Below are 25,013 nucleotides of genomic sequence, written 5' to 3' on the forward strand. Positions count from 1 at the left end.
ACCAGCTCCTGTGACATTCAGCGATTTTATTGTGGCAGCTCTACAAAATCATCTCTGAACCGCTCGTAATCGGCGGCCCGGCATTCCAGCTTCAGGCGTGTGCCCTGCTCTTCGTAGCTGACGGACTGCACATCGGCATGTTCGTTGAAATAGGAGACAATGCTGCCCCGGTCGAACGGGACCAGGATCTCACACTGTACATAGTCGGTGAAGATGCGGCTGCGGATCAGAGTGACCAGCTCGGCGATCCCGCGGTTTTTCTTAGCAGACAGGGTTACAGAGTTCTCCTCCACCTGCGGGTAGGGGTCCTCCCCCAGATCAGCCTTGTTGTAGGCGTACAGGGTAGGGATTCCGTCAGCGCCCAGCGCCTTCAGGGTCTCATTCGTTACCGCCATATGCTGCTCATGCTGCGGATCGGCAATATCGACGACATGAATCAGCAGATCGGCTTCCGTTACCTCCTCCAGAGTCGAGCGGAACGCCTTCACCAGATGATGAGGCAGCTGGCTGACGAAGCCTACGGTGTCGGTTAACAGGAAGGTCTTGTGATCGGGCAGCACAATGCTGCGCACTGAGGTCTCAAGCGTCGCGAACAGCATATCCTTGGCGAGCACGCCTTTGCCCGAACCGGGATGATAGGTCTCCACCAGTGTGTTCATTAAGCTGGACTTGCCGGTGTTGGTGTAGCCGACCAGACAGACCACAGGCACCTCATTCTTATGCCGCTGCTTACGCTGGATCTGACGCCTTGCGACCTGCGTCTGCAGCTCTAACTGAAGCGCCGAGATCCGCTCTTCAATCCGTCTGCGGTCCAGCTCCAGCTTCGTTTCCCCAGCTCCCCGGTTCTTCAAGCCGGCCCCGCCGCCCTGTCTGCCGAGAGATTCGCGCAGGCCGCTCAGGCGGGGAAGCATATATTGCAGCTGTGCGACCTCTACCTGCAGCTGAGCCTCCTTGGTCTTCGCCCGTGAGGCGAAGATATTCAGAATCAGAATGGTCCGGTCAATAACCTGGCGGTCCAGGGCGGACTCCAGATTGCGGATCTGGGAAGGGGACAGCTCATCGTTGAAAATAACGATCGGTGCTTCATGCTGCTCCATCAGCAGCGCCAGCTCCTGGATTTTGCCGGTCCCGATGTAATGCGACGGGTTCACCCGGCTGGACTTCTGGCTAAGCTCAGCCACGACCTCAATCTCGCAGGCGGCTGCCAGATTGCGCAGCTCCTCCATCGAATAAGCGAAGTTCGTGTCGTTCTGCAGCTGCATGCCGACGATAACGGCTTTCTGTAGTATGGGTTCCATATATAGATCAACCTCCATAGTGTAATTTGAGCATCAAAAAAGCACAGGCAGTCTGCCTGTGCTAACAGTAGTTGGAGGAACAACAGAATAAAGTCTGGTATAGCCCGCTGCGCGGGAGCAGCTATACGGCCATGCTTGCCATAGACACCATGAAGGTTCAAGCGGCAAGGGCGAGGGCCCCGGCAACTTCAAAAGATATAGAGCTAATCCTCCTGGTAAACACAGAATCTGGCGGAGCGGATACAGGCCTTATTGGGCACAGGGTACCGGTTCCGGGAATCAGTGTACGGGTTGCGGATTAACAGGTGTATGCTATGGGTTACGTGTTATGGACAGACTTATCCTGAGTCCTCTGCACAAGGCAGAGCTTTCGCGCTATGGGAAAATAATTAGCCGCGCAAAGTGCGAATCCGGATATAGTCTATCACACGCAACCCTCCGTTCTAAAAAAGTTACATTGATTTTAGCACAGTGTCTGTGAATTGACAACTGCCATGGTCTGTCAATCGACCAGAAACTTCCAATTATATCTGCATATCCTATTGAATACAGCTCTAACGGAGGGTGATAACTATGCCTATACTGACAACCAATATGTTAACAAAGAACCCTACCCCGGGAGCAGGACTCATCAGTCAGGCAGTAGTGAAGGTAGTAAACAATGGGATGGCCCAGGGATCGGTCTATTTGACTGGTTACAACAACGATGTAAGTCCCTCCACGCTGTTCGCGCAGGAGTTGTTCGAGTCGAACTATCGGGAGGTTGTGACCAAAACGTATAATATTACGCAGAATTTTTTCCAATTCAATATTTCCTACTCCCAGGAGCAGGTACGGGTGCGGATCTTCCTTGTGGACAGCAGCGGGCTCTGGAGTCCCGTTACCCTGCAGCCCGTGGCGCTTAGCCGGATTACCTCAGAGTTTCGTAACAATATCCCCGTAACGAGCAGCGACACCGCAGCCATCAGCTTCCGCAGAAGCACTACGATCGCCGTTCCTGAAGCAGTGGCCGCCGAGATCGTTCCAGACGGGCTGGAGATTCTAGCCTCTACCCCTATCCGCTATAAGGTGATAGCCGGGGGGACCGTGAATGGAACTTTTGTGAATTACCCTACGCCGACTACGGCTATTCCAGTCACTGAAACAGCGCTGCTGGTGAACTATACCTGTACAACAGTCACCGGCGGACGGGTGCTGACTCAAGGCATCGGCTCCGGCATATCCGGAGCCTACCAGAATGTGGCGTTGAACCTGCTGAATCAGCGGCTCGCCTACGATCTTCAGCAAGTGCCGGTTACGCTGGTGGTCAGCTCGCTTGCCGGTGAGGACAATGTGGCGGCTACCTTCAGAATGTCCGAGCAATGGTGAAGGCCGAGGGGGGGAGATCCAGTAATGCCACGCTGGCTGACTGGTAATAGACCGATGCCAGACTGATGCCAGACCTGTAGCAGATAAAAGATAGCCGGAACAGGCGGTATCCACAGTGGCGGGTTATCCCACCCATTCCCGGCGCAGCGTGAACAGATCCTTCAGCGCGTCTGTGGAGAGCTCGGTGATCCAGCCCTCGGAGCCGGAGATGACGTCGTCGCTGAGCTGCTGCTTGCTCTCCAGCATCTCGTCAATCTTCTCCTCCAGCGTGCCGAGCGAGATGAACTTATGCACCTGTACATCCCGGGTCTGGCCCATGCGGTAAGCACGGTCTGTGGCCTGGTTCTCCACCGCCGGATTCCACCAGCGGTCGAAATGGAACACGTGGTTGGCGGCCGTCAGGTTGAGGCCGACCCCGCCCGCTTTGAGTGAGAGGATGAATACATTCGGCTGATCGGACGGCTGCGCACCGGGAGCTGCATCTGCAGTGGCTTCGCCCGCAGGCAGCGGGGGAGCCTGGAACCGCTCAATCATGCGGTCGCGCGTGCTCTTCGGCGTGCTGCCGTTCAGGTACAGCACCGGTTCCTGAAGCTCCTGCTGAAGTACGGCCTGGAGCATTTTACCCATGCCTACATACTGGGTGAAGATCAGGCAGCGCTCGTTCTCCTCGCGCAGCTCGCGCACCATCGCGAGCAGCCGTTCCAGCTTGGCGGAGCGTTCGATCAAGGAGGTGGTGTCCAGAGCGCTGCCGTCTTCCGGCTCAGGCAGTGCCTCCTTGGTTAGCAGCATCGGATGGTCACAGAGCTGCTTCAGGCTGGTCAAGGCGGCGAGAATGGCCCCCTTGCGTTCGATGCCCTCCAGCTTCTGCATCCGTTCAAGCAGGCTGTTCACGTTCTGATCGTAGAGTGCGGCCTGCTCGGCCGTCAGGTTAATGTAGGTCTTCATCTCATTTTTATCCGGGAGATCAAGCTGGATCGCCGGGTCCTTCTTCTTGCGGCGCAGCATGAACGGCTTGACCAGCCGCTGCAAATCAGCGGTCCGCTCGGCATTGCGCTCCTTCTCAATGGCATTTGCGAACCGGTCCTGGAACCCCTTCGGGCTGCCGAGATAACCCGGTGTGATGAAATCGTAGATCGACCACAGCTCGGACAGCCTGTTCTCAATCGGCGTACCAGTCAGGGCGATCCGGTGCAAGGCCGGGAAGCTGCGCACGGCGGCGGACTGCTTCGTTCCGGCGTTTTTGATATTCTGTGCTTCATCCAGGCATACGGTTGCCCAGGTGAACTGCTTCAGCAGCTCCTGGTCCAGTGCAGCGGTAGCGTAAGAGGTAAGCACAACATCCGCCTGCGAAGCCGCGCCGTAGAAATATCCGGCATCCAGCCGCCGGCTTCCGTAATGAAGCATCACATTCAGGGAAGGCGCAAAGCGCTGCAGCTCCTTCTGCCAGTTGCCCAGCACGGAGGTCGGACAGATGATCAGCGAAGGCCAGCCGGCCGGCTCGGTCTGCCGCCGGGCCACGGGTGCGCCGGAAGCTGCGGCTTCCTCCTCCTGCTCCTTCAGATGGAGCAGGTAGGAGATCAGCTGCACCGTCTTGCCAAGCCCCATGTCATCGGCCAGGCAAGCGCCCAGCCCGAAGCGGCGGAGGAAGACCAGCCAGGCGAAGCCCTCATGCTGGTAGCTTCGAAGCTCGGCATGCAGACCGGCCGGCACCTCCGGCTTCGGCCACTGGCTACGCTGCCCGAGCTGTCCGATCAGCTTCAAGAGGTGCTCGTTCAGTTCGACCTCCAGCCTGACGCGAACCGCTTCTTCCTCGGCACGCTGCGCTTCCGCTTCCTCCGAATCGCCGTCTGCACCTTCGTTCAGCAGGTGCAGCTGCAACACATCCTGGAAGGACAAGCCGCGCGACTTGTCCATCCCGGCCATGGCCCGCTGAATCTGCGCCAGCAGCGCAGGGTCCAGCGGAATCCACTTGCCGCGGAACTGGACGAGGCGTTCCCCGCGCGCTACGAGGTCGGCGAACTCCGCCTCGGTCAGGTCGGCGTCGCCGATGGAGATGCGCCAGTCGAAATCGACGAGCGCATCCAGGCCGAACAGTGACTGCCCGCGGCTGCCCTCAGCCGTGCCGGAGCTGATCTTCGCGCGCAGGCGCGGCTTCCTGCGGCTGGCGGCTTCCCACCACGCCGGCAGCAGCACCTGCCAGCCCGCCTCCAGCAGAGCGCGGCTGTCGGCCGTAAGGAACCGCCACGCGACCTCGTCGCCGAGCGGCTCTGCCAGCACATCGGCGCCGCGCCCGATGTGCTCCGGAAGGCTGTCACGCAGCCGTGACAGCCACCCGCCCGCGCGCTCGTGGACATGCGCTGTCCACGCTGCGGGCCAAGTGCCATGCGGCTCGCCGTCCCCGGTGAGCCGCAGCGGCACAAGCGCGGACTCGTCGCGCTTGTCCTGGAGGAGCAGCTGGAGCCGCCAGTGCGGCAGCTCATCGTCAGGCTCAAGCAGCTGCAGCACCGGCCGGAACGGCGCGGTGTCTGCCTTCCAGCCGATGGACATCAGCCAGCTGTCCTCGTCCATACCGGCTGCGCTTCTCCCGCCTGCGCTGAACAGCAGCGGGAATTCACTGCGCAGATCACCGGCCTGCGCCTCGGTGCTGTAGTGCCGCTGGAAGACCGCCGCCGAGAAGGCAGCCTGCAGCCCTTCGGCGAACCCGCTGCGCTCCTGAAGACGATGCAGCGCGGCCGCATCGTCCCAGTCTGCCTCGGCGGCTTCCGCCAGCACTTGCTCCGTCCAGGCCCAGCGGAGCTGGCCTTCACGGTAGGCTGCGAAGCTCGGGGCATACTGACGGGCCTCCAGCATTCCGGCCAGCAGCGGGGCCAGCCGGGTCAGCAGCTGGGCATCGCCCTGCCAGCTCCAGCCGACATGCCGGAGCAGCCGCAGGTCCGCAAAGAACGGCAGGACCTGCTCGGCAGGCAGCACCACCAGCTCGACCTCATCGGCCTTCGAGGTGCTGAGCTCCGTACCGTAGAAGGATTCCTCATGCCAGGCGAACAGCTTCTGCTTGAGCTGGACACCGGGCATATAATCATCCCGGTCATCCACACCGTAGATCAGCGCATCGCCATACTGGGTAAGGGCGAGCTGGACAGTAATATTGCGCATCTTCATATTCATGGGATCAGTTTTCCTTTCCGCAGCTCCTCCTGTAGGGCGCGCAGGCGGCTGTGTCTATCTGTGAAGCCGTCCAGGAACACTTCCCAGCGTGCTTCGCGTTTCAGTTTTTTATACAGCTTGGCGAGCCGCTTCAGCAGCTTCACGGCCGCTTTGTAGCTGTGCCGGTTCTTCTCCAGCACGAAGCGCTCCACCGCCTGATGATAGAACGGCAGGAGCAGCTCCGGCGCATTCTTCTCAATCGGCTGCAGGTCGCTCACCCGGAAGTCGGAAGGCTGATGGCCGGAGGAGATCTGCATATCCATCCATTCCTGCCATTTGCCGTAGGCAAGCAGTTGGACTTCATAGATCTCGCGGGACAGCGGCAGCATACCGGACAGCGTATCCCACATCTGCGGCTCCGCTTCGGGCAGGCGGCGCACCGCCTCATCCCAGTAGCCCGCATAATCCAGCAGATTGTACATTCGGCTGTTCAGCAGCGGGCCGAGCGCGGCCAGCCACAGGGCCAGGCGTCTCCACTGGCCGGCTTCGGCCAGCGGAGGCAGGAAGCTCATCAGCTCCTCCGGGTGCAGCCCGGGCCGTTCGGACGCTGTGTGCAGCTTCTCTATAGCCGCAGCATCCTCATGAAGCAGAGCGTACATCCGGCTCTCGGCCAGCAGCAGGGCGTGGCGGGGAGCAGCGGCGCTAAGCCCTTCTCCGGCTTGTTGCAGCTCCTTCAGCTCTTTGGTGTACAGCTCCGGTCCGCTTAGATTCGGGGTAATCCAGTTGATCCACAGCAGGCTGTAACAAGCAGAGAAATAAGGCTGTTCTCTGGCGCGGTCGCGGGCCTCCGTCAGCATCTCGCTCCGCAGATAGGCAATCGTATCGTAGACTCTCGGCCACTCCTCAGGGGCCTCTGCCAGCGGCAGCCCCCGCTTCATCAGGTCTGTAATATGCTTTTGCAGCTCGGAAATCGCAATAGAAGTATAGTAGCCCACAGAATAACCAAGGGAGGAGAGGTTGGCCGAGAGCGGCTGGCCGCCAGGCCGGATCAGGCTCTCCAGCACACAGAGATGAGCATGGAGCTTGAACAGCATGGCGGCAGCGGGAGGCAGCTTGGGCTGGCCCCCGGTGATGGCGGCGAGCGCCCGGTCGGCATACTGCGGGTTGCGCACCGTATGAGCAAGCGGCTCCACCAGCAGCGCCATGTATTCTCGCCACTGCTGCACCGTAGCCTCAGGAATCAGGGCGGCCAGCTTCTTCAGTTGTTCCCCGCGCCGTCCCGGAACAGCGGATGCCGGAGCAGAATGAAGCTTGGGCTGGTCAATCAGCGCCTTGGCGTTCGCGATGGAATGCACAGGCCGCTCCTGTTCCTCGGCGTATTGCATCAGCACAGCCGCCATATGCTTGCACATCCCGGATACAGGGCAATCGCAATGGCTCTCCTGCAGATCGTCCAGGTCAATGGAGACCGCATAATCCTCCCGCCCTTCGACCAGCGCCATGATTCTGTACGGCGTGACCATTCTGAAGGCCTGCACGCGCTGCTGCTTATAATATTGAAATCCCCGTTTCAGGGTCAGATCATCGAAAGAATGGGCAACCTCCGAGATGAGCTTATCCCACCCGGCAGCATCCATGATATAGTTTGACTGCATCGCTATCGTTCTCCTGTAGCAGATTGGGTGAATCCATCGTTCCATTATATCATTATTGTATAGCGTATCCCGGAAAAGTCTGAAATCCTGACAGGTATGATATGCCCCATATTGAAAAATTAGGGGAACATGCTAATCTGAAATCTAAACCTATGAGCAACCGCTGGAAGGATGAAGCTTAAGCAATGCTGCGATTTAAAATGAAATACCTGCTGCACAACAAACAGAACCGTCTAATCCTGATGCTGACAGCCGGGGTATCCCTTCTGATTACTATGATTGGTCTATTCTCCTATAGAGAGTACCGTAATGCACTGGACACCGAGCTGAATACACCGAATATTGAACTGCTGCAGATTAATGTAGATGTTACGAACCGGGCCTTCCGGGAATCCGACAACAAGGCAGTGGATCTGTCCTTCCATCCCGCTGTACTGAGCTATATCAATGCGTCTGAGGCGGATAACCGGGGCAGAGCCGCAACGGCGCAGGAATACCTTAAGGCGCTGGCGACAGAGCCGGATGTACACGCGATCAGCGTGGTCAAATTCAAGGACCGGTCTGTGCTCTCCAGCCGCTACGGCTATGTTCCGTCCTGGGGGGAGGCGCCTGAGCATGAGTGGGAGTCCTGGATCGGGGGAATGAAGGAGAAGCCGCTTTTGATCAAAAGAAGGCTGTATACCGGCCCCGGCTCCCGCCCCGGTGATACTGAGCTGTTATCGCTTGCCCGGCCGGTGGTGGTGAACGGCGAAGTGGCCGGTGCCGTGCTGATTGATCTGGATTACGATACGCTGTTCTCCAAAATGTACACCCATCTCTCCAGCTACCAGCTCGTGTATAACCTGGAAGGGGAGCTGATCTACCCCAAGCTGAATCTTCCGTTCCCGCAGGCGGAGCTGGGAAAGGTGCTGGAGGACATCGATGTCAGTCCCTTTGCCCATGTCACCATCGGAGGCCAGGCCTACATGGCGAATCAGACCTTCTCCAATGTGACCGGCTGGCGCCTGCTCTCGCTCGTACCTATGGAGCAGCTGCTCAAAAATGTGAAGATTGCGCGGAATATGATGCTGATGCTGTCACTGATCTCCATCGCCGTAGGTCTCGCTGCCATGTATTATTACAATTTTGCGGCCTTCCGGCCGCTCAAACGGATTAACAAGCTGCTGCTTCCTGAGCAGAAGGCAGCCGGGCAGGGCGGACTGTACGATCTGGAGCCGGTCATCGGCAAGCTGGTCGGTGATTTCCGCAGTAAATCGCTGGTGGCGGACTGGAGTCTCCCGGAGCTGCGCTCCAAATTCCTGCAGGACCTGATCACGCGGAGTATCGGCACACAGGAGACACACACCCGGTTTGAGCACTACTTTACCGGCTGGAAGGAAGGTCCGTTCGAGCTGCTGGTCTTATCCATAGACCGGCATACCGAGTGGTCTGCGGGCTTTAAGGAAGAGGATCAAATGCTGCTCAAATACGCGATGATTAACATGGCCTATGAAATCTGCGAAGCTTCCTGGCGGACCGTGGTCGCTGCACCGCAGCAGGACAGTCTCGTCATCCTGTTACAGGCGGCAGGCGGAGAGGAGCAGGAGCTGTATGCAGATGCCCGGCGGCTGGCGGCTGCCATGCTCGATGTGCTGAAGATTACGGTGTCCGTTGGCATCGGTGAACAAGCAGGCTCAATTACCCATATCGCCCAGTCCTACTTAGAGGCGCAGACTGCGCTCTCCTACCGGTTATATGAAGGGTATTCCCATGTACGGGTCTATTCCCGCGCAGAGAACAAATATGAAGAGAGCAGCGGGGCGGCAGATGAGCTATGGAAGCAGGAAATGCTGAACGCCCTGAGAGTATCCGATGCCGCCGCTGCACAGGATTGGATCCGCAGAGGGATTGCCGAGACCCGCAAGCGGGGAATTCAGCCGCAAAAAGTATTCCGCTCGCTAAGTGACCTGCTGGAGGAGATTCTGCATATGGCGGCTGCCGGGGGATACCCGGTGCCTGCGGAGCTGGCTGACTACACCTGGCATCAGGTGACAACGATGGAGCTTAATGAGATTGAGCAGATGCTATGCAGCATAGCGGTTCAGCTATCGGACGCCTTCGGGGCGCACCGGCAATCGAAGGAGTTCCTGCTGGTTCAGAATCTTATAGAGTATATGAAGGAGAATCTGCAATTCAATATCGGGCTATCTGATATCGCCTCCCATGTGAACATGGGGGTATCCTCGGTGAGCACCATCTTCAAGGAAGAGACCGGAACTACTGTCTATGACTATCTGACCAACTTGAGAATCAATAGAGCCTGCGAGTTGCTGCAGGACAGCAGTCTGAGAATTGCCGAGATTGCCCAGCAGGTGGGTTATCAGAATGAGAACAGCTTCATCCGGGTCTTCCGCAAGATTAAATCGACCACACCCGGCAAGTTCAGGGAGAGCAGCAAATCTTCCAAGGAGTATGCAGATCGGCCAAAACCGCGCCATTCCGGCGTTTCTGAGGATTCGGAATAAGATTATGCGATTGAAGGCATACCCCCGGTTGCGATAAAGTTTTATTTGAGAAAACTTTCACATCCTCCATGGCAGGCTGCTGATACTCAAATAAAACGGGGGTGAGGGCACGGGCGCAAGGCTAGGCATCAAGCATCTGCAGGCTGCCCGATTACTTCTATATTAGAGAAGAGGGATGGATTTGAAACGATCGACTCAAATAGGACTCTGGACAGCGGCAGTAGCAGCTCTGGTTCTGTTGATGCTTAGAATCGGGATTCCTGGGGGAGGCGGCCCGGGCCAGGAGACTGCCGGCACAGATTATCCCGGACGGCCAATCACACTGCTTGTGCCCTACGCCGCAGGAGGAGGAACGGACGCCACCGCGCGGGCGCTCGCCACCGCGACAGAGAAGGTGCTGGGCCAGCCGATAATTGTGGTTAACCGCACCGGCGGCGGAGGCTCCGTAGGACTGATGGAAGGCGCGAATGCCAAGGGAGACGGCTATACCGTGACTTTTTTGCCGGCCGAGCTGACCATTCTTCCGCATCTGGGATTATTGCCGATTACCTATGAGAGATTCAAACCGATCGCTCAGACGAATTTTGATCCTTCCGCCATCACCGTAAGACAGGACGCGCCATGGCAGGACGTCAATGAATTTCTCGACTTTGCGAAAGCGCATCCAGAGGAACTCAAAATGGGAAACGCAGGAACGGGGAGCATTTGGCACTTGGCCGCCGTAACCTTGGAACGGGAGACCGGTGTGAAGTTCGCGCATATTCCCTTTGAAGGTGCAGGGCCGGCCGTCTCCGCCTTAATGGACGGATTCGTGGATGCGGTACCGGTCAGTCCCGCCGAGGTGAAGAAGTATGTGGATGAAGGGAAGCTGCGGATATTGGCAGTCAATGCCGATAAGCGCTCAGAGGCGCTGCCGGATGTGCCGACCCTGGAAGAGCAGACCGGAATTCATGTGAACTTCACAGGAACATGGAGGGGACTGGCTGTACCGAAGGATACGCCGGATGCGATATCGGAGGTATTGGCCGGGGCATTTATCAAAGGGACCGAAGACAGGGAATTCCGCGAATATATGAATTCGAACGGGCTGGGGCTGCTGGTGAAGGACGGCAAAGCCTTTGCGAAGCAGCTCAAGGAGAGCGATGATCTGTTCGCCGCCATGATTCCCGAGCTTGGACTAAGCCGCAAGTAGAACATACACACTCATCACGAGTAAGAAAGGGTAGGGTAATCATATGAAAATCAAAAAGACACTGGATCGGATTCCCGGCGGAATGATGCTCGTTCCACTGTTTCTGGGAGCGATCATTCACACTGCTTTTCCTGATGCGGGCGAATATTTCGGAGGGTTCACCAAAGGCCTGATGACGGGCACCGTGCCGATCCTGGCCGTATGGTTCTTCTGTATGGGAGCCGCAATCGATGTCAGAGCTACCGGAACCGTACTGCGCAAATCCGGTACGCTGGTATTGACCAAGATCGCCGTAGCTTGGGTCGTAGCTATGATCGCGATCCAGTTCCTGCCTGAGGGCGGAGTGCAAACCGGCTTCTTCGCCGGACTGTCGGTCCTCGCCATCATCTCCGCTATGGATATGACCAACGGCGGGCTGTACGCTTCCATTATGCAGCAGTATGGGACCAAGGAAGAATCCGGTGCCTTCGTGCTGATGTCACTCGAATCCGGGCCGCTCGTAACCATGCTCATTCTGGGCAGCACCGGTGTGGCTGTTTTTGAACCGCATCTCTTCGTTGGCGCTGTCCTGCCGTTCCTCGTCGGGTTCATCCTGGGGAACCTGGATCATGATCTGCGCGCCTACTTCGGCCGAGCTACTCAGACGCTCATTCCCTTCTTCGGCTTCGCTCTGGGGAGCTCTATCGATCTTGGCGTTATCGTTGACACTGGCCTGCTCGGTATTCTGCTTGGTATTGTCGTTATCATTATTACCGGTATCCCGCTGATTCTGGCTGACAAGTTCATTGGCCGCGGCAACGGAACTGCCGGACTGGCCGCTTCCAGTACCGCAGGTGCTGCGGTCGCCAACCCTATGCTGGTAGCGAACATGAAGCCCGAATTCCTGCCGGCCGCCCAGTCCGCTACAGCGCTGGTAGCCGCATCCGTGATCGTTACATCCATTCTCGTCCCGGTCATCACAGCTTACTATTCCGACTACATGAAGAAAAAGAACCCCCCGGAAGCAGAGGGACTTATAGATGCTAAGGCTCAGAAGGCAGCGGGCTAAACAGCGGATAACAACGTATATAATATATATTAAGTTGTGAGACTTAGGTTGATCAGAACCCCCGGACAGCGTTAGGGCTGCTCCCGGGGCATTTTTTTAATCATCTGAATGAAGGAAGAGTAGATGGAGAAATCCTGCAAGAAGTGCAACAATACTGCCCCATAGAAGCGCCAGATGCTGAAATCCTGCATGAAATGCAACAAAGCCAGCGCTAACCTGCTTGAAACACCGGAATTCCTGCAAATGATGCAACAATGTAGCGCAGCCAGTAACATTTTCAGAAGAATCCTGCAAGAAGTGCAACAATGAAATCCATACAAGCGGTCGGTGAGTGGACCCGTTAGGGTGATTTTGTTCTTAGTTCAAGCAATCAAACGAATAAATACATAATATTGATTTTATAGAAAACACCCTTTTCCCAGGCGCTAACTTCGGCATGTAGGTTCCTTACTCCGGGATGGCCCGGATCAGCTCAGTATAAGAGAGGCCGGGGAACTTAAAGGTTGTTACAGTACCGTCGCTAAGCGTGTGATAACCACTATATACACCTTTGTTGTAGCTAAAAGAATCCTGGAACAGATCGGAAATATACGCTGGCTGCACACCGCCGAATGTAGTAGCAGGATAACCGGGGATATCTGCCTCCGAAGCCTGCCATATGGCTGTGGCCGTTGTGCCTGCAATCTCAACCACTGTGGTTATTTCTCCATTGCTGTAGGCATAACGGGTCGCGTCCTTTGAGGCAAAGGCATATGAGTAGTAATGGGATTGATCACTTTGTACACTTGTACCGGGCTTGAAAGAGTAGCGGACCGGCAACGAAATGGCCGCCAGGCGCGCCTGCTTAAGATCTGCTGAATGGATGGCCTGGGTATCAGGAGTGAAATTCCGGGATTGAATGAAGATGATCTCCCTTATCTTTTCATAGTACACACTGTATCCAAATGCCTCACTGACAAACTTTGCGGGAACCATGATTCGCCCGTTGTAATTATTGGCTTCACTATCCATCTGTACAGGCTCGCCATTCTTATAAGCAATCGATTGCCCCTGAGTCATTTCAAATTGGTCATTAGAGGAATTCGTGATCGTGACCGTATGGCGGATACCATCCCAAGAATAGTGGAGCCCCAGGGAAGCAAGCGTGCGGATGGGAATCATCGTTCGGCCAGACTGTATAAAAGGACTGCTATCAGAAGAGATAAAAGCACCATTGATGTTAACCTGTATAGGTCTTGTGGTTGGCTGGGCGGGGCTGGAAGCAGGGGCTGCCAGAATAACGTTGGGAAGCAGTAATAAGAAAAGCATGGAGACAGGAAGCATTTTCTTAAGCATATAATCATCTCCTTCCAATAATTTGATATATTGATTATAGCGTGAAATTCAAATTTGGATAAGTATGGGAGAAAGCATGAATAAAAAGAACTGGATTGTAGTAGCTTTAGTAGTTTCTCTATTCGGAAATGCTATGTTTTTTATGGAGTATAAGCGTGTCAGCAGGAATGAAGAGTTGAGACATGAATTACTGAATGCATATATTCAACGAGATCTAGCTCAACTTGAGGAAGCTATACAGTATCAGCAAGATCATAAATGGGAGAATGAAACTCTTGTTACACAGAAGCTAGATGATGCGATCGATTCGATTATTTTACACAGTGGAATGGAAAGCAATAAGGAGAAGGAGAATATTCTTCTGAAATTGCACGATTATATAAATGAGTTTAAGACGGGTGACGGTACTTTTGATGTTAGCCTAAACGATAAGCAACGTGCTGATTACATCCATTTAGCTCAAAAGCTGCGTTCTAACGGATGGAATTACGGTGTTGGATATGATACAAGCTGGGATGCTTTTGCTGCAAAAGTAACCAAGCTCGTAGGAGAGTCATAGAGTTCATTACAATCGTTACCCCGCCGCGGAAAAAGCCCTCCAAATGCCTTTATGGCTGGTAGAGGGCTTATCAGAAATGCTGTAGTTTATTTCTTCGCCACAGGAATCCATACCTCGCAAATACATTCATCGTGCTCATCATTCGTCCAGAAGTATTTCTCAATGCACGGACCTTCTACTTGCTCAAAGCCTGACGACGGGAACCATTCCGCATAGATCCGCCGCCAGACATTCTTAATGTCTGACCCCAGCTCCGGGTCATTTGGCACTTTATCCAGGCAATCGAATACAGCATACGTCTGGCCGGGTATAGTCAGGTTAACCAGCTCTTCTGGTACCTGCTGACCTACCGGCAGCTCGGTTCCCATCAGATAGCGTTTCGTCCCATCCTCACGGAAGTCATAGTAATAACCGAATAGCAGCGTATCGGAAGGCCTTCCGGCACATTCGTTAATAAGGTCATGCGTCCCATCGTTCCAGATTTTCTCTACGAATGCAGGGATTTCACTATAAGCATCCTGGTGGATAACAACCTCCTTACCCATGACGCCGTAGCCCTTCTCTTCAACCATTCTGTAATTCATTTCGCTTTCCCCTTTGATCTGAATTTGAAAGGAGAGGCGGGAGAACGATTTGAGCTTCACGTTCTTTTTCTTCGCCATATTGGGGGTTACTCCATGCACCCGCTGAAACGCTCTGGCGAAGGCTTCCGGCGTCTCGTACCCATACTTCAGTGCAATATCGATCACCTTGCCGTCCGTTCCCGCCAGCTCTTCCGCCGCCAGTGTGAGCCTCCGGTTACGTACATATTCGGTAACAGTGAACCCTGTCAAGGCGTGGAACATCCGCTGAAAATGGTACTTCGAGGTCATCGCCGCTCCGGCAATATCCTCGACGCCAATGGCGTTATGCAGATTCTGCTCTACGTAATCAATCGCCTGCTGAAGCAGCCGTATCGTCTCCATTCCCTCACCTTCCTTTCATAATTCATTGTAGAGAAGCAGGCAGGGCGGGGCCTGACCGGGAATGCTCTGAGTTGTCCGGACTTTTTATCATATACTCCATTCGATGCGTTTCCTGAAATCCAAGGCTGTTATACAAATGTATGGCTTCATTCCCAACGACGCAGGATAGGATAACGCTGGTGTAGCCGCGACGGTGGATCTCGTTGCATAAGTACTTCATGAAGGTTCTTCCGATTCCGCGTCTCTGAAGGTCAGAACGTACGCTAACACTGCTAATTTCATTCCCGTGGATGTGGCTGTAAGCTGCAATTTTCCCGTCAAGCTCATAGACTAGCCGGTCCTGTGCATCTGCTGCCCAGGCTGTTCGTCTGCCTTCATTAGGCTCTGCAACCACAGAATCGGGGAAGCATCCGACGCGTACCCGCATTTCATGAAAAGCAGTAGCATACAGCGAATGGGCGTCAACAAAGTCTTCATCTCTATACAACCTTGCTGAAGCCGTTTCCTGAGGAAAAGAACCTCCGGTTCGTTCCATATAAATAAGAGAATAGTATGGGGTATAGCCAAGGCTGCGGGCGAACGCAAGGGAAGGGGATACCCCGGACCGGACGGAAGTACTGATCTTACGGGTTCCGCCTGCCTGTAGTTGAGCTTCTGCCACCTGCATCAAAGCCCTGCCAATGCCTTGCCGGCGATACTGCGGGGCGACGAATACATTTAAATGAGACTGGGGTGCAGACGCTTCCAGTTGGACTAATGCAATAAGCGTCTCATCTACATAAGCAGCAATTAACAGTTCCGGCTCCTCTTCCAGCACCTGCAGGAGGTCATGACCGGTGTCCGCGTCCAGGCTTAATAGTTTTGTGGCGGTGAGAGAATCCTTCTCGCGCAGGCGTTCGCAGCGGATGTCTGATAGTTTCATTATGTTCTTAGTCCTCCGAATAAAGATTGTAGTTGGATACACCACTTAGAAGCCCTAATTATAATCCAAGTAGTCAATACTAGCATTAAAATAGCTACTGGTTTTCCACTTCTGCTTGGCGAGAAAAACCCTCTGCTTCACTGTCGTAATCTTGCTTTCCTATTGCAATAGGCTGCATATATCAAAACGAATCGTTTATACTGGCGGTAAGAGGTGATGGGGATGGACCCGCAAATGTTCGAGCGTATCTATGAAACGGTGGTGCGGCGCGAGCCGACCTATGACGGGATCTACTATACGGCGGTGCTGACGACCCATATTGTCTGCCGTCCGTCCTGCCGGGCGAGAACGCCGAAGGCAGCAAATGTTGTATTCTATGGCTCCTTGCAGGAGGCTGTTTCGGCAGGCTTCCGTCCCTGCAAAAGATGCCGTCCCGAGGAAGGCGGCACCCTCCGGCCTGATGCGGTACTAGCGGCGCAGGCAGATGCCATAATGGACGGAAGGTTCGGCAGCAAGCTGACTCTGAAGTCGATGGCTGAAGAGCTGAAGGTCAGCCCGTTCCACCTGCAGCGCACCTATAAGCGGGTAACCGGCCAGTCACCTGCTGCCAGATTGGACATGCTGCGTATGGAAGAAGCCCGCAGGCTGCTGACGGAGACAGCGGCGGAGATGGGTGAAATCTGCCGGGCTGTGGGGTTCCGTACGCCCTCTCATTTTGCCGCCTGGTTCGTGAAGAAGACGGGGCTGTCCCCTACAGAGTACCGTAGCAAGCATCAAGAAGGAGGAGATTCGCATGAAGCCAAGCCGGAATAACAGCCGGAGTACAGATACGATCACGATTTATCATCATACCCTGAACCTCGGAAACGGGGAGTGGACCCTGTGGGCCAGCGATAAAGGCCTGATCCGCGTATCCTTCCCGCAGGACGAAGGGCAATTACCCGCCTCATGGTTGAAAATGTATGCGCCTGTCTATGAACTCCTGGAGGATGCCGGGAGATTTGAGCAGCTTGGGGTGATCACGCTGCTGGAGCGGTATTTTGCCGGAGAGCCGGTAGATTTCAGCAGTGTGGAGCTGGATCTGTGGGGCACCCCGTTTCAGCAGGAGGTGTGGCGGGGATTGCTTACCATTCCGCATGGCGAGACGGCCAGCTACAAGCAATTGGCTGAGCGGATCGGCAGACCGCTGGCGGTTCGTGCTGTCGGTGCGGCCAACGGGCAGAATCCGGTGCCTGTCATTGTGCCTTGCCACCGGGTCATCGGCGCGAACGGCACCTTAACCGGCTTCCGGGGCGGACTCCAGATGAAGCAGGTGCTGCTCCAGCTGGAGGGAATTCTCAATGTAAAGGCGGCTGGTCATGAACGATTTGCTTTTTGAGCTGCCGCTGCCGGAAGACTTCGACCTGGGGGCCTGTCTGGAGTACATGAACCGCTCGCCGCTGGAATGCCTGTTCCGCACGGATGAAGCGGGCGTCAGCCGGATGTTCAGGATAGAGGGCGGCCCAATGCTGGTGCGACTCAGTGTGTCCGAGGATCACAAGCTGAGTGTAACCCGGCTGCATGGAGCGGTTCCCGGTGCGCTGGAGCAGGAGCAGTTGGCCCGCTACATTGTGGAATGGTTTGATCTGGACCGTGACCTTGCCCCGTTCTACAGGCTGGCGGCAGCGGACCCGCTGCTCGGGCCGCTGGCCAGCGAGCACCGGGGCCTGCGGATCATCGGCATCCCGGATCTGTTTGAGGCGCTGTGCTGGGCGATTCTGGGCCAGCAGGTGAATCTGGCTTTTGCCTACAGGCTGAAGCAGCGCCTGACCGCAGAATACGGCGAAGCGCTGGAATGGGAAGGGCAGACCTACTACCGTTTCCCTGGACCTGAGGTGTTCACAGGGGTGCAGGTAGAGGAATTATGCGCCTTGCAGCTAACCCGCAGCAAAGCACAGACAGTGCTCACCGTAGCCTCGCTGATCACAAGCGGGGAGCTAAGCCGGGAGGAGCTGCTGGCGCTACCGTCCCCGGCTGCCGCCGAGCAGCGGCTGTTGCAGATCCGCGGGATCGGCCCGTGGACCTCGCAATATGTCCGTATGCGCTGCCTGCGCGATGCGTCCTCTTATCCGGTCGGCGATGTCGGCCTGCAGAACGTGATCAAGCATCTGACTGGCATGGACCGCAAGCCGACACCGGCGGAGCTGCTGGAGCTGGCCCGGCCGTGGCAAGGCTGGGAAGCCTACGCCACCTTTTACTTGTGGCGGGCGTTATATTAGAATAAAGCCCTGTCTCGCCGGTTATTTCGGGAGACAGGGCTTTTTAGGTGACATGTAGAGTGTTGTGGTGCCGAACGTAGCTGAAGGATCGCCGGGAGGAGAGAGAATGTATGCGGAAAACCGAACACAATTCGAGCTGGGCGGCACATGGACCAAATGTATGCGGAAAACCGAACACAATCGCAGCCGTGTCCTATGATCAGCCAAAGGAGGGGGAAACAGCTGGATTCCTCCATCTGCTTGCCGCAAAGGCCAGCTCCTCCTTCCCCGCCAAGTCGCTCCCTACTTTTCGCCTATTCCTACTTCCTATTATCCATAAAAATCTGGAAGCATACGCCGAACTTGTCGGTCACCATGCCGTAAGCGGGACTGTAATAGGCAGGGGCCAGCTCGATATCGACGGTGCCGCCAGCCTTCAGCGAGGTGAATAGCTGCTGTGCTTCGGTCTCGGTCTCCACCGTAAGACAGATGTTGATGCTGTTGCCCCGGCTGCGCGGCATACCCGGCTCATAATCCGCCACAAAAAACTTCGTCTCTCCCGCCAGCAGCACCGCATGGGCAATCTGCGCCTTCTCCTGCTCCGTCATCGGGGCGTCCGGGTTCTGCGGGCCTTCGCCCATTGTTTGCTTGAAGAGGACCACAGCGCCAAGCGCCTCCTGATAAAAAGCTATCGCCTCCCGGGCAGATCCGTCCACCAGAATATAAGGGTTCATTTGCAGTTTCATGTCTTGTTCGCTCCTTGGAAGGTATATTTGCCTGTACTAACCGGCTATGGTTATAGTGTAGACTATAATGGTGACAGGTTTTGTCATAGTTAAAATATAAATGGAGTGAACCCTGTGTCGAAATCCAAAAGGCTGCTGGACCTCATGATGACGGTCAACCGCAAGCGTAAATTCACCGTCAGGGAGCTGGCTGACGAATTCCAAGTTTCTTCACGCACAATCCTCAGGGATTTGCAGGAGCTGGGGGAGCTGGGCGTACCGCTCTATTCCGAAGTGGGGCCGCATGGAGGGTATCAGGTGCTGAGCGAGAGGATTTTGCCGCCGATTGCGTTCACGGAGGAAGAGGCGGTGGCGATATTTTTTGCCAGCCATGCCCTGCGCCATTATAAATATCTTCCCTTCAAGGAAGAATCCTTATCCGCCCTGCACAAATTCTATAATTACATGTCTGGTGATGTCCGTGACCGGATTGATGAGATGAAGAACAGGATTGATTTCCTGACCCCGGCGCGGCAGGCGGAATTTCCTTATCTGTCCCAACTGCTGGAGGCGGCCACCGGGCAAAAAGTGCTGCTGATCGATTACCAGTCGAAGGGCCGGCGGCAGCAAAGGTGGATTCAGCCCGTCGGCATCTATGCCAGTAACGGCCTGTGGTATTGTCCGGCGTATTGCTTCCTGCGGGGCGGCATCCGTACTTTCCGCTGCGACCGGATTCAGTCTGCCGGGTATGATGAAGCGGGACCGGCCGCGCTTGATCTGCGTCATATCCACTTGGACAATACGGAGCATTACGGCAGCCCGCCGCAGGAGCAGGCCGAACAAAGCCTTATCCGGCTGTACGTGGAGCTGGGGAATGAAGGGGTCCAGGCCTGCGAAGGGGAGGTATGGTCCCCGCAGCTGCTGCATATCCGTGCAGACGGCACAGGCTGGCTGGAGGGAGAGATTCCGGGAAGCGATCTGGGCTTCTTCGCGCGGTTTGTGATTGGCCTGTGCAGTGAGGCTACCGTGCAGGAGCCGCCGGAGCTGGTAGCGGAGGTGAAGCGGACGCTAACCGAAATGCTGGAGAAATATAAATAGAATGAGGGAATCAGGAAAATTACGAAGCGGTTGATACCTGATTGAACTAGTGAACAGATGGAGTCTCTTATATAGAGGCTCTTTTTTTTGAAATATAAGCATTTATATGTTGGCCACTATAAAGTTCCTTCTATTTCTCGCAGAAACGGTACCGTTCTTTAAAAGGATGGTACCGTTTCTGCTTGTCGAACTTTGTCATTTCCGTGTCATTGGGTGCAGATATACTTGGCTTTAGTATCAATTTGAAATAATAAAATTTTGGGAGTGAGAATCTAAATGATAGCAAGAGGCAAAACAAACTGGCTGAGATTCATGCCAACCGTGTCCAAAATGTTGGCTGTGGTGCTTACAGCAGTATCTGTACTGACGGTGTCACCCGGTGCAGGCTATGCAGACCCGGCAGTCCCGGAAATCACCTCTGCAACAGCAGAAGTGAGCAGCAATAATGCCGCTGTAACCGTAACCTTCAATACCTATGCCCAGCCTGCGGGCAGCCTGTCCGATCTGATGGACGGTATTCAAATCGAACGTTCCGGTTCGGAGCAATGGGTGGATCTTGCGGCAGACAGCGCCGGCAATGACATCAGCATGAATGGAGAGGGTGCGTTAGTGATCACGCTGGGCACTGCGCTAACCGGCACCGATAATAGCATTCAGATTGCAGCAGGCGCGGTTATGAATACGGAAGAACGTCTCTCTGCCAATGTCCTTACCCTCTCTTCCATTGCAGCACACGATATTACAGCTCCTGTTGTTACAGGCTCCAGATCGAATGATGGCAGCTGGTTGAGAGTGTTTTTCGATGAGGACTTCTCTCTTAACGTGCCTGACGGGGCTACCGGCGAGCAAGCAGCGGCTTTCCTGAAAAGCCGACTGAGTATAGCTGGCGACGGGGAGCACTTTGTTCCGTTTACGAATAATGAGGGATCTGCCTATCAGAACAACGCCCGCGAGTTGTACCTGAATTACAATAATAATATGAAAATCATTTCTGGGCTAAATACAGTCATCCGGATCGCAAGCGGCACGCTAAAGGATGCGGCAGGAAATCTAAATGCGGAAATGAATCTGCATGTGAGTCCCCCAATAATCCAGTCGGTGGCTGTCAGCAATGCCAATCATGATGTAGTGGTGACCTTTAATAAAGAAGTGTTAAATAACACCTCTTCGGACGATAACCTGAAAAGCAATATTTACTTAGTCAGAACAGTCTCCGGACAAGAGAAGTCCCTCAAGGCTCTGGTTGCACAAGACACTGTATCTATTGAATCCAACAAGCTGAGTATTCATTTCGCTGAAGCACTCTCCGGCACGGAGAGTCAAATTTCCATTAACGGAGGAGCACTCACCGATCTCAACGGAAATGTCCAGGAACAAAGAACGATCAGCGGTTTTCTGGAGACGGCTGTTGGAGGTGTAGACCCGAATCCGGCAGACACAACTATGCCGGCATATCTGTATTCTTCCGTGTCCGATGATTATCAGAATATTACTTTCGTGTTCAATGAGGAGATCTTTAATGCTAAGGGGAGTGACAGCAAATTCCTGGAGGATGTGCAGTGGTACGATCCTTACAGAAATCAATGGCTGTATACCTTGCCTTCAGACGTTACGTTCACCTTCTCAGGCACTAAGCTCATCCTGCATTTCCCGGAGCCGCTCACAGGTTACCAGTATTATTATCAGATCAATCCGGGGCATTTCATGGATGCAGCCGGGAATGTTCTGACAGGTTACGCAGCTACAAACTGGATTTACCCTCAGAATCCGGCAGCGGGGGTTTCATATAAAGGCGGTTATTTTTCAGGTGACGGGCGTTTCTTGAGCTTGTCGTTCAACACCAATAATGCTCTTACCAATCAGACGCTTGTTGACGGAGTATCCCATCTGAATGAGTACATTACCATATCTACTGATCACGGAGTAACCTATTCAGCCCTGGATCCGCTGGATACCGTATCTCTGTATGGCTCCCAGATCAGCATCATCTTCTACAATGCCAAACAGCAGGGCTCGGTGAAAGTCAAAGTAGCTCCGGGTGTGCTTAGCGATCTATATGACAGTAAGCGCAACAGCGCAGTTGAGGCAACGGTTGCCTATAATACCCCTGAACTCACAGGATATTTCTACAGTAACACGGAAAGCGAGCTTGCTTTTACCGACAATGTAGCCTGGAGAGAACATGTAGGAAAGGTTACTGTCTATGACCGGAATATAGGACAATACAGAACATTGAATGCCTCGGAATATGTATTAAGCGAAGGGAAGCTAACCTTGGCCCGTGGGATATTCACAGCAGGAACCCGCTACACGGTTACTGTGGATGCCGAAGGGTACAGCAGTAAATACCTGGAAGGCGGAGCTTATAAATCTTCAGAAGTATTCTATATGACTGCGCCAGTGGTTACCGCCGACAATGGAATTACAGCAACGATCCGGTTGTTTAACAATGCCTATGCTGAAGAAGTGAATGGAAATCAGACGATCCTATTTGAGCTCTTCGACGGCAATGCACCGGTTAGTATTGTTGCGGCTAATTTGAAGTTAAGTACGGGAACGTATTCTGCCAATTTCAATGTGAGTGATGTTGTGGTGAACCCGAATTATTCAGTAAAAGCCTATGTGGTTAGCCGGTATGGCAATGATCCTGCGAACCTCGGACTCAATCTGGCAACAGTTAAGACTCCGCTGGAACTGGATTTGGCGATACTGGCTGCCAACAAAAATAATAATAACGACTAGAAATGATAGATTAACAGGAAAGCGGGGAATGTCCAAGTGAAGTTACGCAAGTTTAGGTTGACTCTGATTATGGCTCTTTGTTTATCCCTCGTTCTGCCTGTTGCAGCATTTGCTGATAGCACGGCCGTGACGCTACATCCTCCGGCTGCTGTGGAGCTGGGCGGCACGGTGAAGATTACCGGTACTTCTACTCTGGATGAAGTCATTATTCAAGTGCAGCGGCCGGTCAAAAGTACTCTGTTCTATGATATTGTTCCAGTAAGCAATGGGCTATTCTCTATTTCATTTGCTTTGTCCAAAAGTGAGGTTGCCGGAACGTATAAAGTGCTGGCAGGAGCGGGCACCCAAGTTGCCGCAGCTGATCTGATTGTCAAAGCGCCGTCGACAGGAGGCGGCACTGGAACTGGCGGCGGAAGCGGAGACGGAGGCGGCACCGGAACTGGTGGGGGCACCGGAACTGGTGGGGGCACCGGAACTGGTGGGGACACCGGAACTGGTGGGGGCACCGGAACTGGTGGGGGCACCGGAACTGGTGGGGGCACCGGAACTGGTGAGGGCACCGGGACTGGCGGCGGCACCGGAAACGGCGGTGGAACCGACAGCGGCACTGGAAGCGGCGGCACCATCAGCACGGGTACCAGCACCAGCGCTCCGACGGGAACGATCACGGCAGCAGGCAAGCCAGTCACTCCGCCGGCGTCGAATGCTACGCCCGTTCAGGTAGATACAAGCAAGAATACTGCCGTATCGGAGACGGCGGCGAACGGCCGGGTGACCACGACCGTTAATCAAGACGGCACGGCGCTGGCTGCTGCTCTCTCCGCTGCAGCACAGCAGGATAATCACGGAGCTGCTCCGATTGTTTTCATGGCTTATAATAATATTTCAGGTGCGGGGGTGCGTTTTAGTCTGCCGGCCTCCGTTCTGTCAGCCGCAGCCTTGAATGCACCGGATACGATTATATCGATGCAATCCAATGACGGCGAGTATTCACTGCCGCTAAGTGTTCTTGACTTTGCTGCAATCGTGCAAAGCCTGGGCACAGCACCGGATAACCTCACGATTCAAATCAACATTTCTCCGGCAGCGGCAGATGTGAACGCGGCAATTCAACAAAGTGCGCGGAACATTGCGGCCTCCCAGTTGGGAAGTGCCATTGAATTTACAGTTGCTGCAGCAGGGAGCGGGAAGACAATAGAGCTGAACCGTTTTGGCTCAACCTATGTCAGCCGAAGCATTGTCCTTCCCTCATCTATGGACAAAACTCATGCATCAGTAGTTCTTTATGATCCGTCTACAGGACAATTTTCATTTGTCCCCGCTTTGTTTGATAAGCAGGCAGACGGATCGACTAAAGTAACTTTTAAACGGAATGGCAACAGTACGTATACCGTTCTTGCGTCCACCCGGACATTTAATGATATCCGCAGTCATTGGGCGAAGGCAGATATTGAACTGCTGGCTTCGAAGCTGATCGTGAACGGGTCCACGGAGACTCAATTTGCTCCGGATAGTGATATAACCAGAGCGGAGTTCGCGGCATTGCTCGTCCGTTCACTGGGACTGACTCCTGATACAGCGGGGGCGGACTTCAATGATGTGATGGCGGGAGAATGGTATGCCGGAGCCATTGGTGCAGCAGTTCAGGCCAAGCTGGTGGAAGGCTTCCAGGATCAGAGTTTCAAACCGAATGACACGATTACCCGTGAGCAAATGGCGGTCATGATCTCCAGAGCGATTTCATTCGCCGGAAAAAATAACGATGCTATAAGCGGGCAGGCCCGGCCGCTGTCTGCTTTCCAGGATCAGGCTGAGATTAGCAGCTGGGCTCAAGGGGCAGTAGCACAAGCTGTTCAGGCAGAGATTATTACCGGTATGACACCTGCAACCTTTGTTCCGGCTGCGAAAGCCAGCCGGGCCCAGGCTGTTGTCATGCTGTCCCGTTTATTGAAATACACTGGGTTTATGAACTAGACTGAGAAGTTCAACAGAGCGCTGCCCGCAGGGGTGGCGCTTTGAATTTATAATGGAAGTAACACATTTTGCTCATAACATGGCCCCAATTCATCAGTGTTGTTTAAAGGGCAACATTACTCCTCCTTTACGCAGCTTTTCACGACAATTCTTGTATTTCCTCGTTCGTACAACACTCTCCTGTTCGCCCTGGTATTGCCCAAGCGTTGTCGAACTTTGTCATTTTCCCGTCATTGAGCCTGTGTAT

Annotated in this window: 18 protein-coding genes; 11 read left to right on the plus strand and 7 right to left on the minus strand. The window is 54.5% G+C overall.

The annotated features are described in order from the left end of the window. Positions 1–26: 26 nt before the first annotated feature. Positions 27–1,298, minus strand: a complete 1,272-nt coding sequence (hflX, locus tag J2Z70_RS20005) for a GTPase HflX (protein ID WP_209876150.1) — start codon at positions 1,296–1,298, stop codon at positions 27–29. A gap of 573 nt (positions 1,299–1,871) precedes the next feature. Here hflX and J2Z70_RS20010 point away from each other — a divergent pair. Beyond that, the gene (locus J2Z70_RS20010) at positions 1,872–2,666 is read left to right on the plus strand and encodes a hypothetical protein (RefSeq protein ID WP_209876151.1); all 795 of its coding nucleotides are present in this window, start codon (positions 1,872–1,874) and stop codon (positions 2,664–2,666) included. A gap of 123 nt (positions 2,667–2,789) precedes the next feature. On the opposite strand, the gene J2Z70_RS20015 is transcribed toward J2Z70_RS20010, so the two are convergent. Together J2Z70_RS20015 and J2Z70_RS20020 are read right to left on the minus strand one after the other, a co-directional pair. After that, entirely contained in the window at positions 2,790–5,831 is a 3,042-nt protein-coding gene (locus J2Z70_RS20015; protein WP_209876153.1) for a DEAD/DEAH box helicase, read from the minus strand. Then, positions 5,828–7,465 (minus strand): SWIM zinc finger family protein, encoded by a 1,638-nt coding sequence (locus J2Z70_RS20020; RefSeq protein WP_209876155.1) that lies wholly within the window; start codon positions 7,463–7,465, stop codon positions 5,828–5,830. The genes J2Z70_RS20015 and J2Z70_RS20020 overlap by 4 nt, the downstream gene beginning before the upstream one ends. 185 nt (positions 7,466–7,650) lie before the next feature. Here J2Z70_RS20020 and J2Z70_RS20025 point away from each other — a divergent pair, with 185 nt between their 5' ends. The 3 genes from J2Z70_RS20025 to kdgT all read left to right on the plus strand — a co-directional run bounded on the left by J2Z70_RS20025 (position 7,651) and on the right by kdgT (position 12,209). Next, positions 7,651–9,969: a helix-turn-helix domain-containing protein gene (locus tag J2Z70_RS20025; protein WP_209876157.1), complete on the plus strand. Its 2,319-nt coding sequence runs from the start codon at positions 7,651–7,653 to the stop codon at positions 9,967–9,969. A gap of 241 nt (positions 9,970–10,210) precedes the next feature. After that, complete coding sequence (locus J2Z70_RS20030; protein WP_245368391.1) at positions 10,211–11,161, plus strand: tripartite tricarboxylate transporter substrate binding protein; 951 nt, start codon at positions 10,211–10,213, stop codon at positions 11,159–11,161. Positions 11,162–11,204: 43 nt separating this feature from the next. Further along, complete coding sequence (gene kdgT, locus J2Z70_RS20035) at positions 11,205–12,209, plus strand: 2-keto-3-deoxygluconate transporter (RefSeq protein ID WP_209876161.1); 1,005 nt, start codon at positions 11,205–11,207, stop codon at positions 12,207–12,209. Between the two features lie 447 nt (positions 12,210–12,656). Here the strand turns inward: kdgT and J2Z70_RS20040 are convergent, their stop codons facing one another. After that, positions 12,657–13,517 (minus strand): copper amine oxidase N-terminal domain-containing protein, encoded by an 861-nt coding sequence (locus J2Z70_RS20040; protein WP_209876163.1) that lies wholly within the window; start codon positions 13,515–13,517, stop codon positions 12,657–12,659. A 103-nt stretch (positions 13,518–13,620) separates the two neighbouring features. Here J2Z70_RS20040 and J2Z70_RS20045 point away from each other — a divergent pair, with 103 nt between their 5' ends. Further along, positions 13,621–14,103 (plus strand): hypothetical protein, encoded by a 483-nt coding sequence (locus J2Z70_RS20045; RefSeq protein WP_209876165.1) that lies wholly within the window; start codon positions 13,621–13,623, stop codon positions 14,101–14,103. A gap of 86 nt (positions 14,104–14,189) precedes the next feature. Here the strand turns inward: J2Z70_RS20045 and J2Z70_RS20050 are convergent, their stop codons facing one another. Further along, a complete protein-coding gene (locus J2Z70_RS20050) occupies positions 14,190–15,068 on the minus strand; it encodes an AraC family transcriptional regulator (protein WP_209876166.1) in 879 nt (292 codons plus the stop codon). 22 nt (positions 15,069–15,090) lie between these two features. Beyond that, entirely contained in the window at positions 15,091–15,990 is a 900-nt protein-coding gene (locus J2Z70_RS20055) for a GNAT family N-acetyltransferase (protein ID WP_209876168.1), read from the minus strand. Between the two features lie 222 nt (positions 15,991–16,212). On the opposite strand from J2Z70_RS20055, the gene J2Z70_RS20060 reads away from it, so the two are divergent. Genes J2Z70_RS20060 through J2Z70_RS20070 form a run of 3 tightly spaced genes read left to right on the plus strand, consistent with a single transcriptional unit; the run spans position 16,213 to position 18,248 of the window. After that, a complete protein-coding gene (locus J2Z70_RS20060; RefSeq protein WP_209876170.1) occupies positions 16,213–16,803 on the plus strand; it encodes a bifunctional transcriptional activator/DNA repair enzyme AdaA in 591 nt (196 codons plus the stop codon). Further along, positions 16,784–17,368 (plus strand): methylated-DNA--[protein]-cysteine S-methyltransferase, encoded by a 585-nt coding sequence (locus J2Z70_RS33710; RefSeq protein WP_209876172.1) that lies wholly within the window; start codon positions 16,784–16,786, stop codon positions 17,366–17,368. The genes J2Z70_RS20060 and J2Z70_RS33710 overlap by 20 nt, the downstream gene beginning before the upstream one ends. Next, positions 17,349–18,248, plus strand: coding sequence for a DNA-3-methyladenine glycosylase family protein (locus J2Z70_RS20070; protein ID WP_209876174.1), 900 nt, complete (start codon positions 17,349–17,351; stop codon positions 18,246–18,248). Before J2Z70_RS33710 ends, J2Z70_RS20070 begins: the two co-directional genes overlap by 20 nt. Positions 18,249–18,547: 299 nt before the next feature. Here J2Z70_RS20070 and J2Z70_RS20075 read toward each other — a convergent pair whose 3' ends face one another. After that, the gene (locus J2Z70_RS20075; RefSeq protein WP_209876176.1) at positions 18,548–18,973 is read right to left on the minus strand and encodes a VOC family protein; all 426 of its coding nucleotides are present in this window, start codon (positions 18,971–18,973) and stop codon (positions 18,548–18,550) included. A 114-nt stretch (positions 18,974–19,087) separates the two neighbouring features. Between J2Z70_RS20075 and J2Z70_RS20080 the strand changes: the two genes are divergently transcribed. From J2Z70_RS20080 to J2Z70_RS33910, 3 genes are all read left to right on the plus strand, one after another. After that, positions 19,088–20,050, plus strand: coding sequence for a helix-turn-helix transcriptional regulator (locus J2Z70_RS20080; protein WP_209876178.1), 963 nt, complete (start codon positions 19,088–19,090; stop codon positions 20,048–20,050). A 276-nt stretch (positions 20,051–20,326) separates the two neighbouring features. Next, on the plus strand, positions 20,327–22,792 hold the full coding sequence (locus J2Z70_RS20085) for a hemoblobin-interacting domain-containing protein (protein WP_209876180.1): 2,466 nt from the start codon (positions 20,327–20,329) through the stop codon (positions 22,790–22,792). 126 nt (positions 22,793–22,918) lie between these two features. Further along, positions 22,919–24,766: an S-layer homology domain-containing protein gene (locus J2Z70_RS33910; protein ID WP_209876182.1), complete on the plus strand. Its 1,848-nt coding sequence runs from the start codon at positions 22,919–22,921 to the stop codon at positions 24,764–24,766. Positions 24,767–25,013 lie beyond the last annotated feature (247 nt).

It is taken from the genome of Paenibacillus silagei (assembly GCF_017874735.1).
GTDB classification, from domain to species: Bacteria; Bacillota; Bacilli; order Paenibacillales; family Paenibacillaceae; genus Paenibacillus_AQ; species Paenibacillus_AQ silagei.

Coding starts and splice junctions, on each gene's coding strand:
- hflX (WP_209876150.1), bottom strand. CDS start 1,298: ATGGAACCCATACTACAGAAAGCCGTTATCGTCGGCATGCAGCTGCAG.
- J2Z70_RS20010 (WP_209876151.1), top strand. CDS start 1,872: ATGCCTATACTGACAACCAATATGTTAACAAAGAACCCTACCCCGGGA.
- J2Z70_RS20015 (WP_209876153.1), bottom strand. CDS start 5,831: ATGAATATGAAGATGCGCAATATTACTGTCCAGCTCGCCCTTACCCAG.
- J2Z70_RS20020 (WP_209876155.1), bottom strand. CDS start 7,465: ATGCAGTCAAACTATATCATGGATGCTGCCGGGTGGGATAAGCTCATC.
- J2Z70_RS20025 (WP_209876157.1), top strand. CDS start 7,651: ATGCTGCGATTTAAAATGAAATACCTGCTGCACAACAAACAGAACCGT.
- J2Z70_RS20030 (WP_245368391.1), top strand. CDS start 10,211: ATGCTTAGAATCGGGATTCCTGGGGGAGGCGGCCCGGGCCAGGAGACT.
- kdgT (WP_209876161.1), top strand. CDS start 11,205: ATGAAAATCAAAAAGACACTGGATCGGATTCCCGGCGGAATGATGCTC.
- J2Z70_RS20040 (WP_209876163.1), bottom strand. CDS start 13,517: ATGCTTTTCTTATTACTGCTTCCCAACGTTATTCTGGCAGCCCCTGCT.
- J2Z70_RS20045 (WP_209876165.1), top strand. CDS start 13,621: ATGAATAAAAAGAACTGGATTGTAGTAGCTTTAGTAGTTTCTCTATTC.
- J2Z70_RS20050 (WP_209876166.1), bottom strand. CDS start 15,068: ATGGAGACGATACGGCTGCTTCAGCAGGCGATTGATTACGTAGAGCAG.
- J2Z70_RS20055 (WP_209876168.1), bottom strand. CDS start 15,990: ATGAAACTATCAGACATCCGCTGCGAACGCCTGCGCGAGAAGGATTCT.
- J2Z70_RS20060 (WP_209876170.1), top strand. CDS start 16,213: ATGGACCCGCAAATGTTCGAGCGTATCTATGAAACGGTGGTGCGGCGC.
- J2Z70_RS33710 (WP_209876172.1), top strand. CDS start 16,784: ATGAAGCCAAGCCGGAATAACAGCCGGAGTACAGATACGATCACGATT.
- J2Z70_RS20070 (WP_209876174.1), top strand. CDS start 17,349: ATGAACGATTTGCTTTTTGAGCTGCCGCTGCCGGAAGACTTCGACCTG.
- J2Z70_RS20075 (WP_209876176.1), bottom strand. CDS start 18,973: ATGAAACTGCAAATGAACCCTTATATTCTGGTGGACGGATCTGCCCGG.
- J2Z70_RS20085 (WP_209876180.1), top strand. CDS start 20,327: ATGATAGCAAGAGGCAAAACAAACTGGCTGAGATTCATGCCAACCGTG.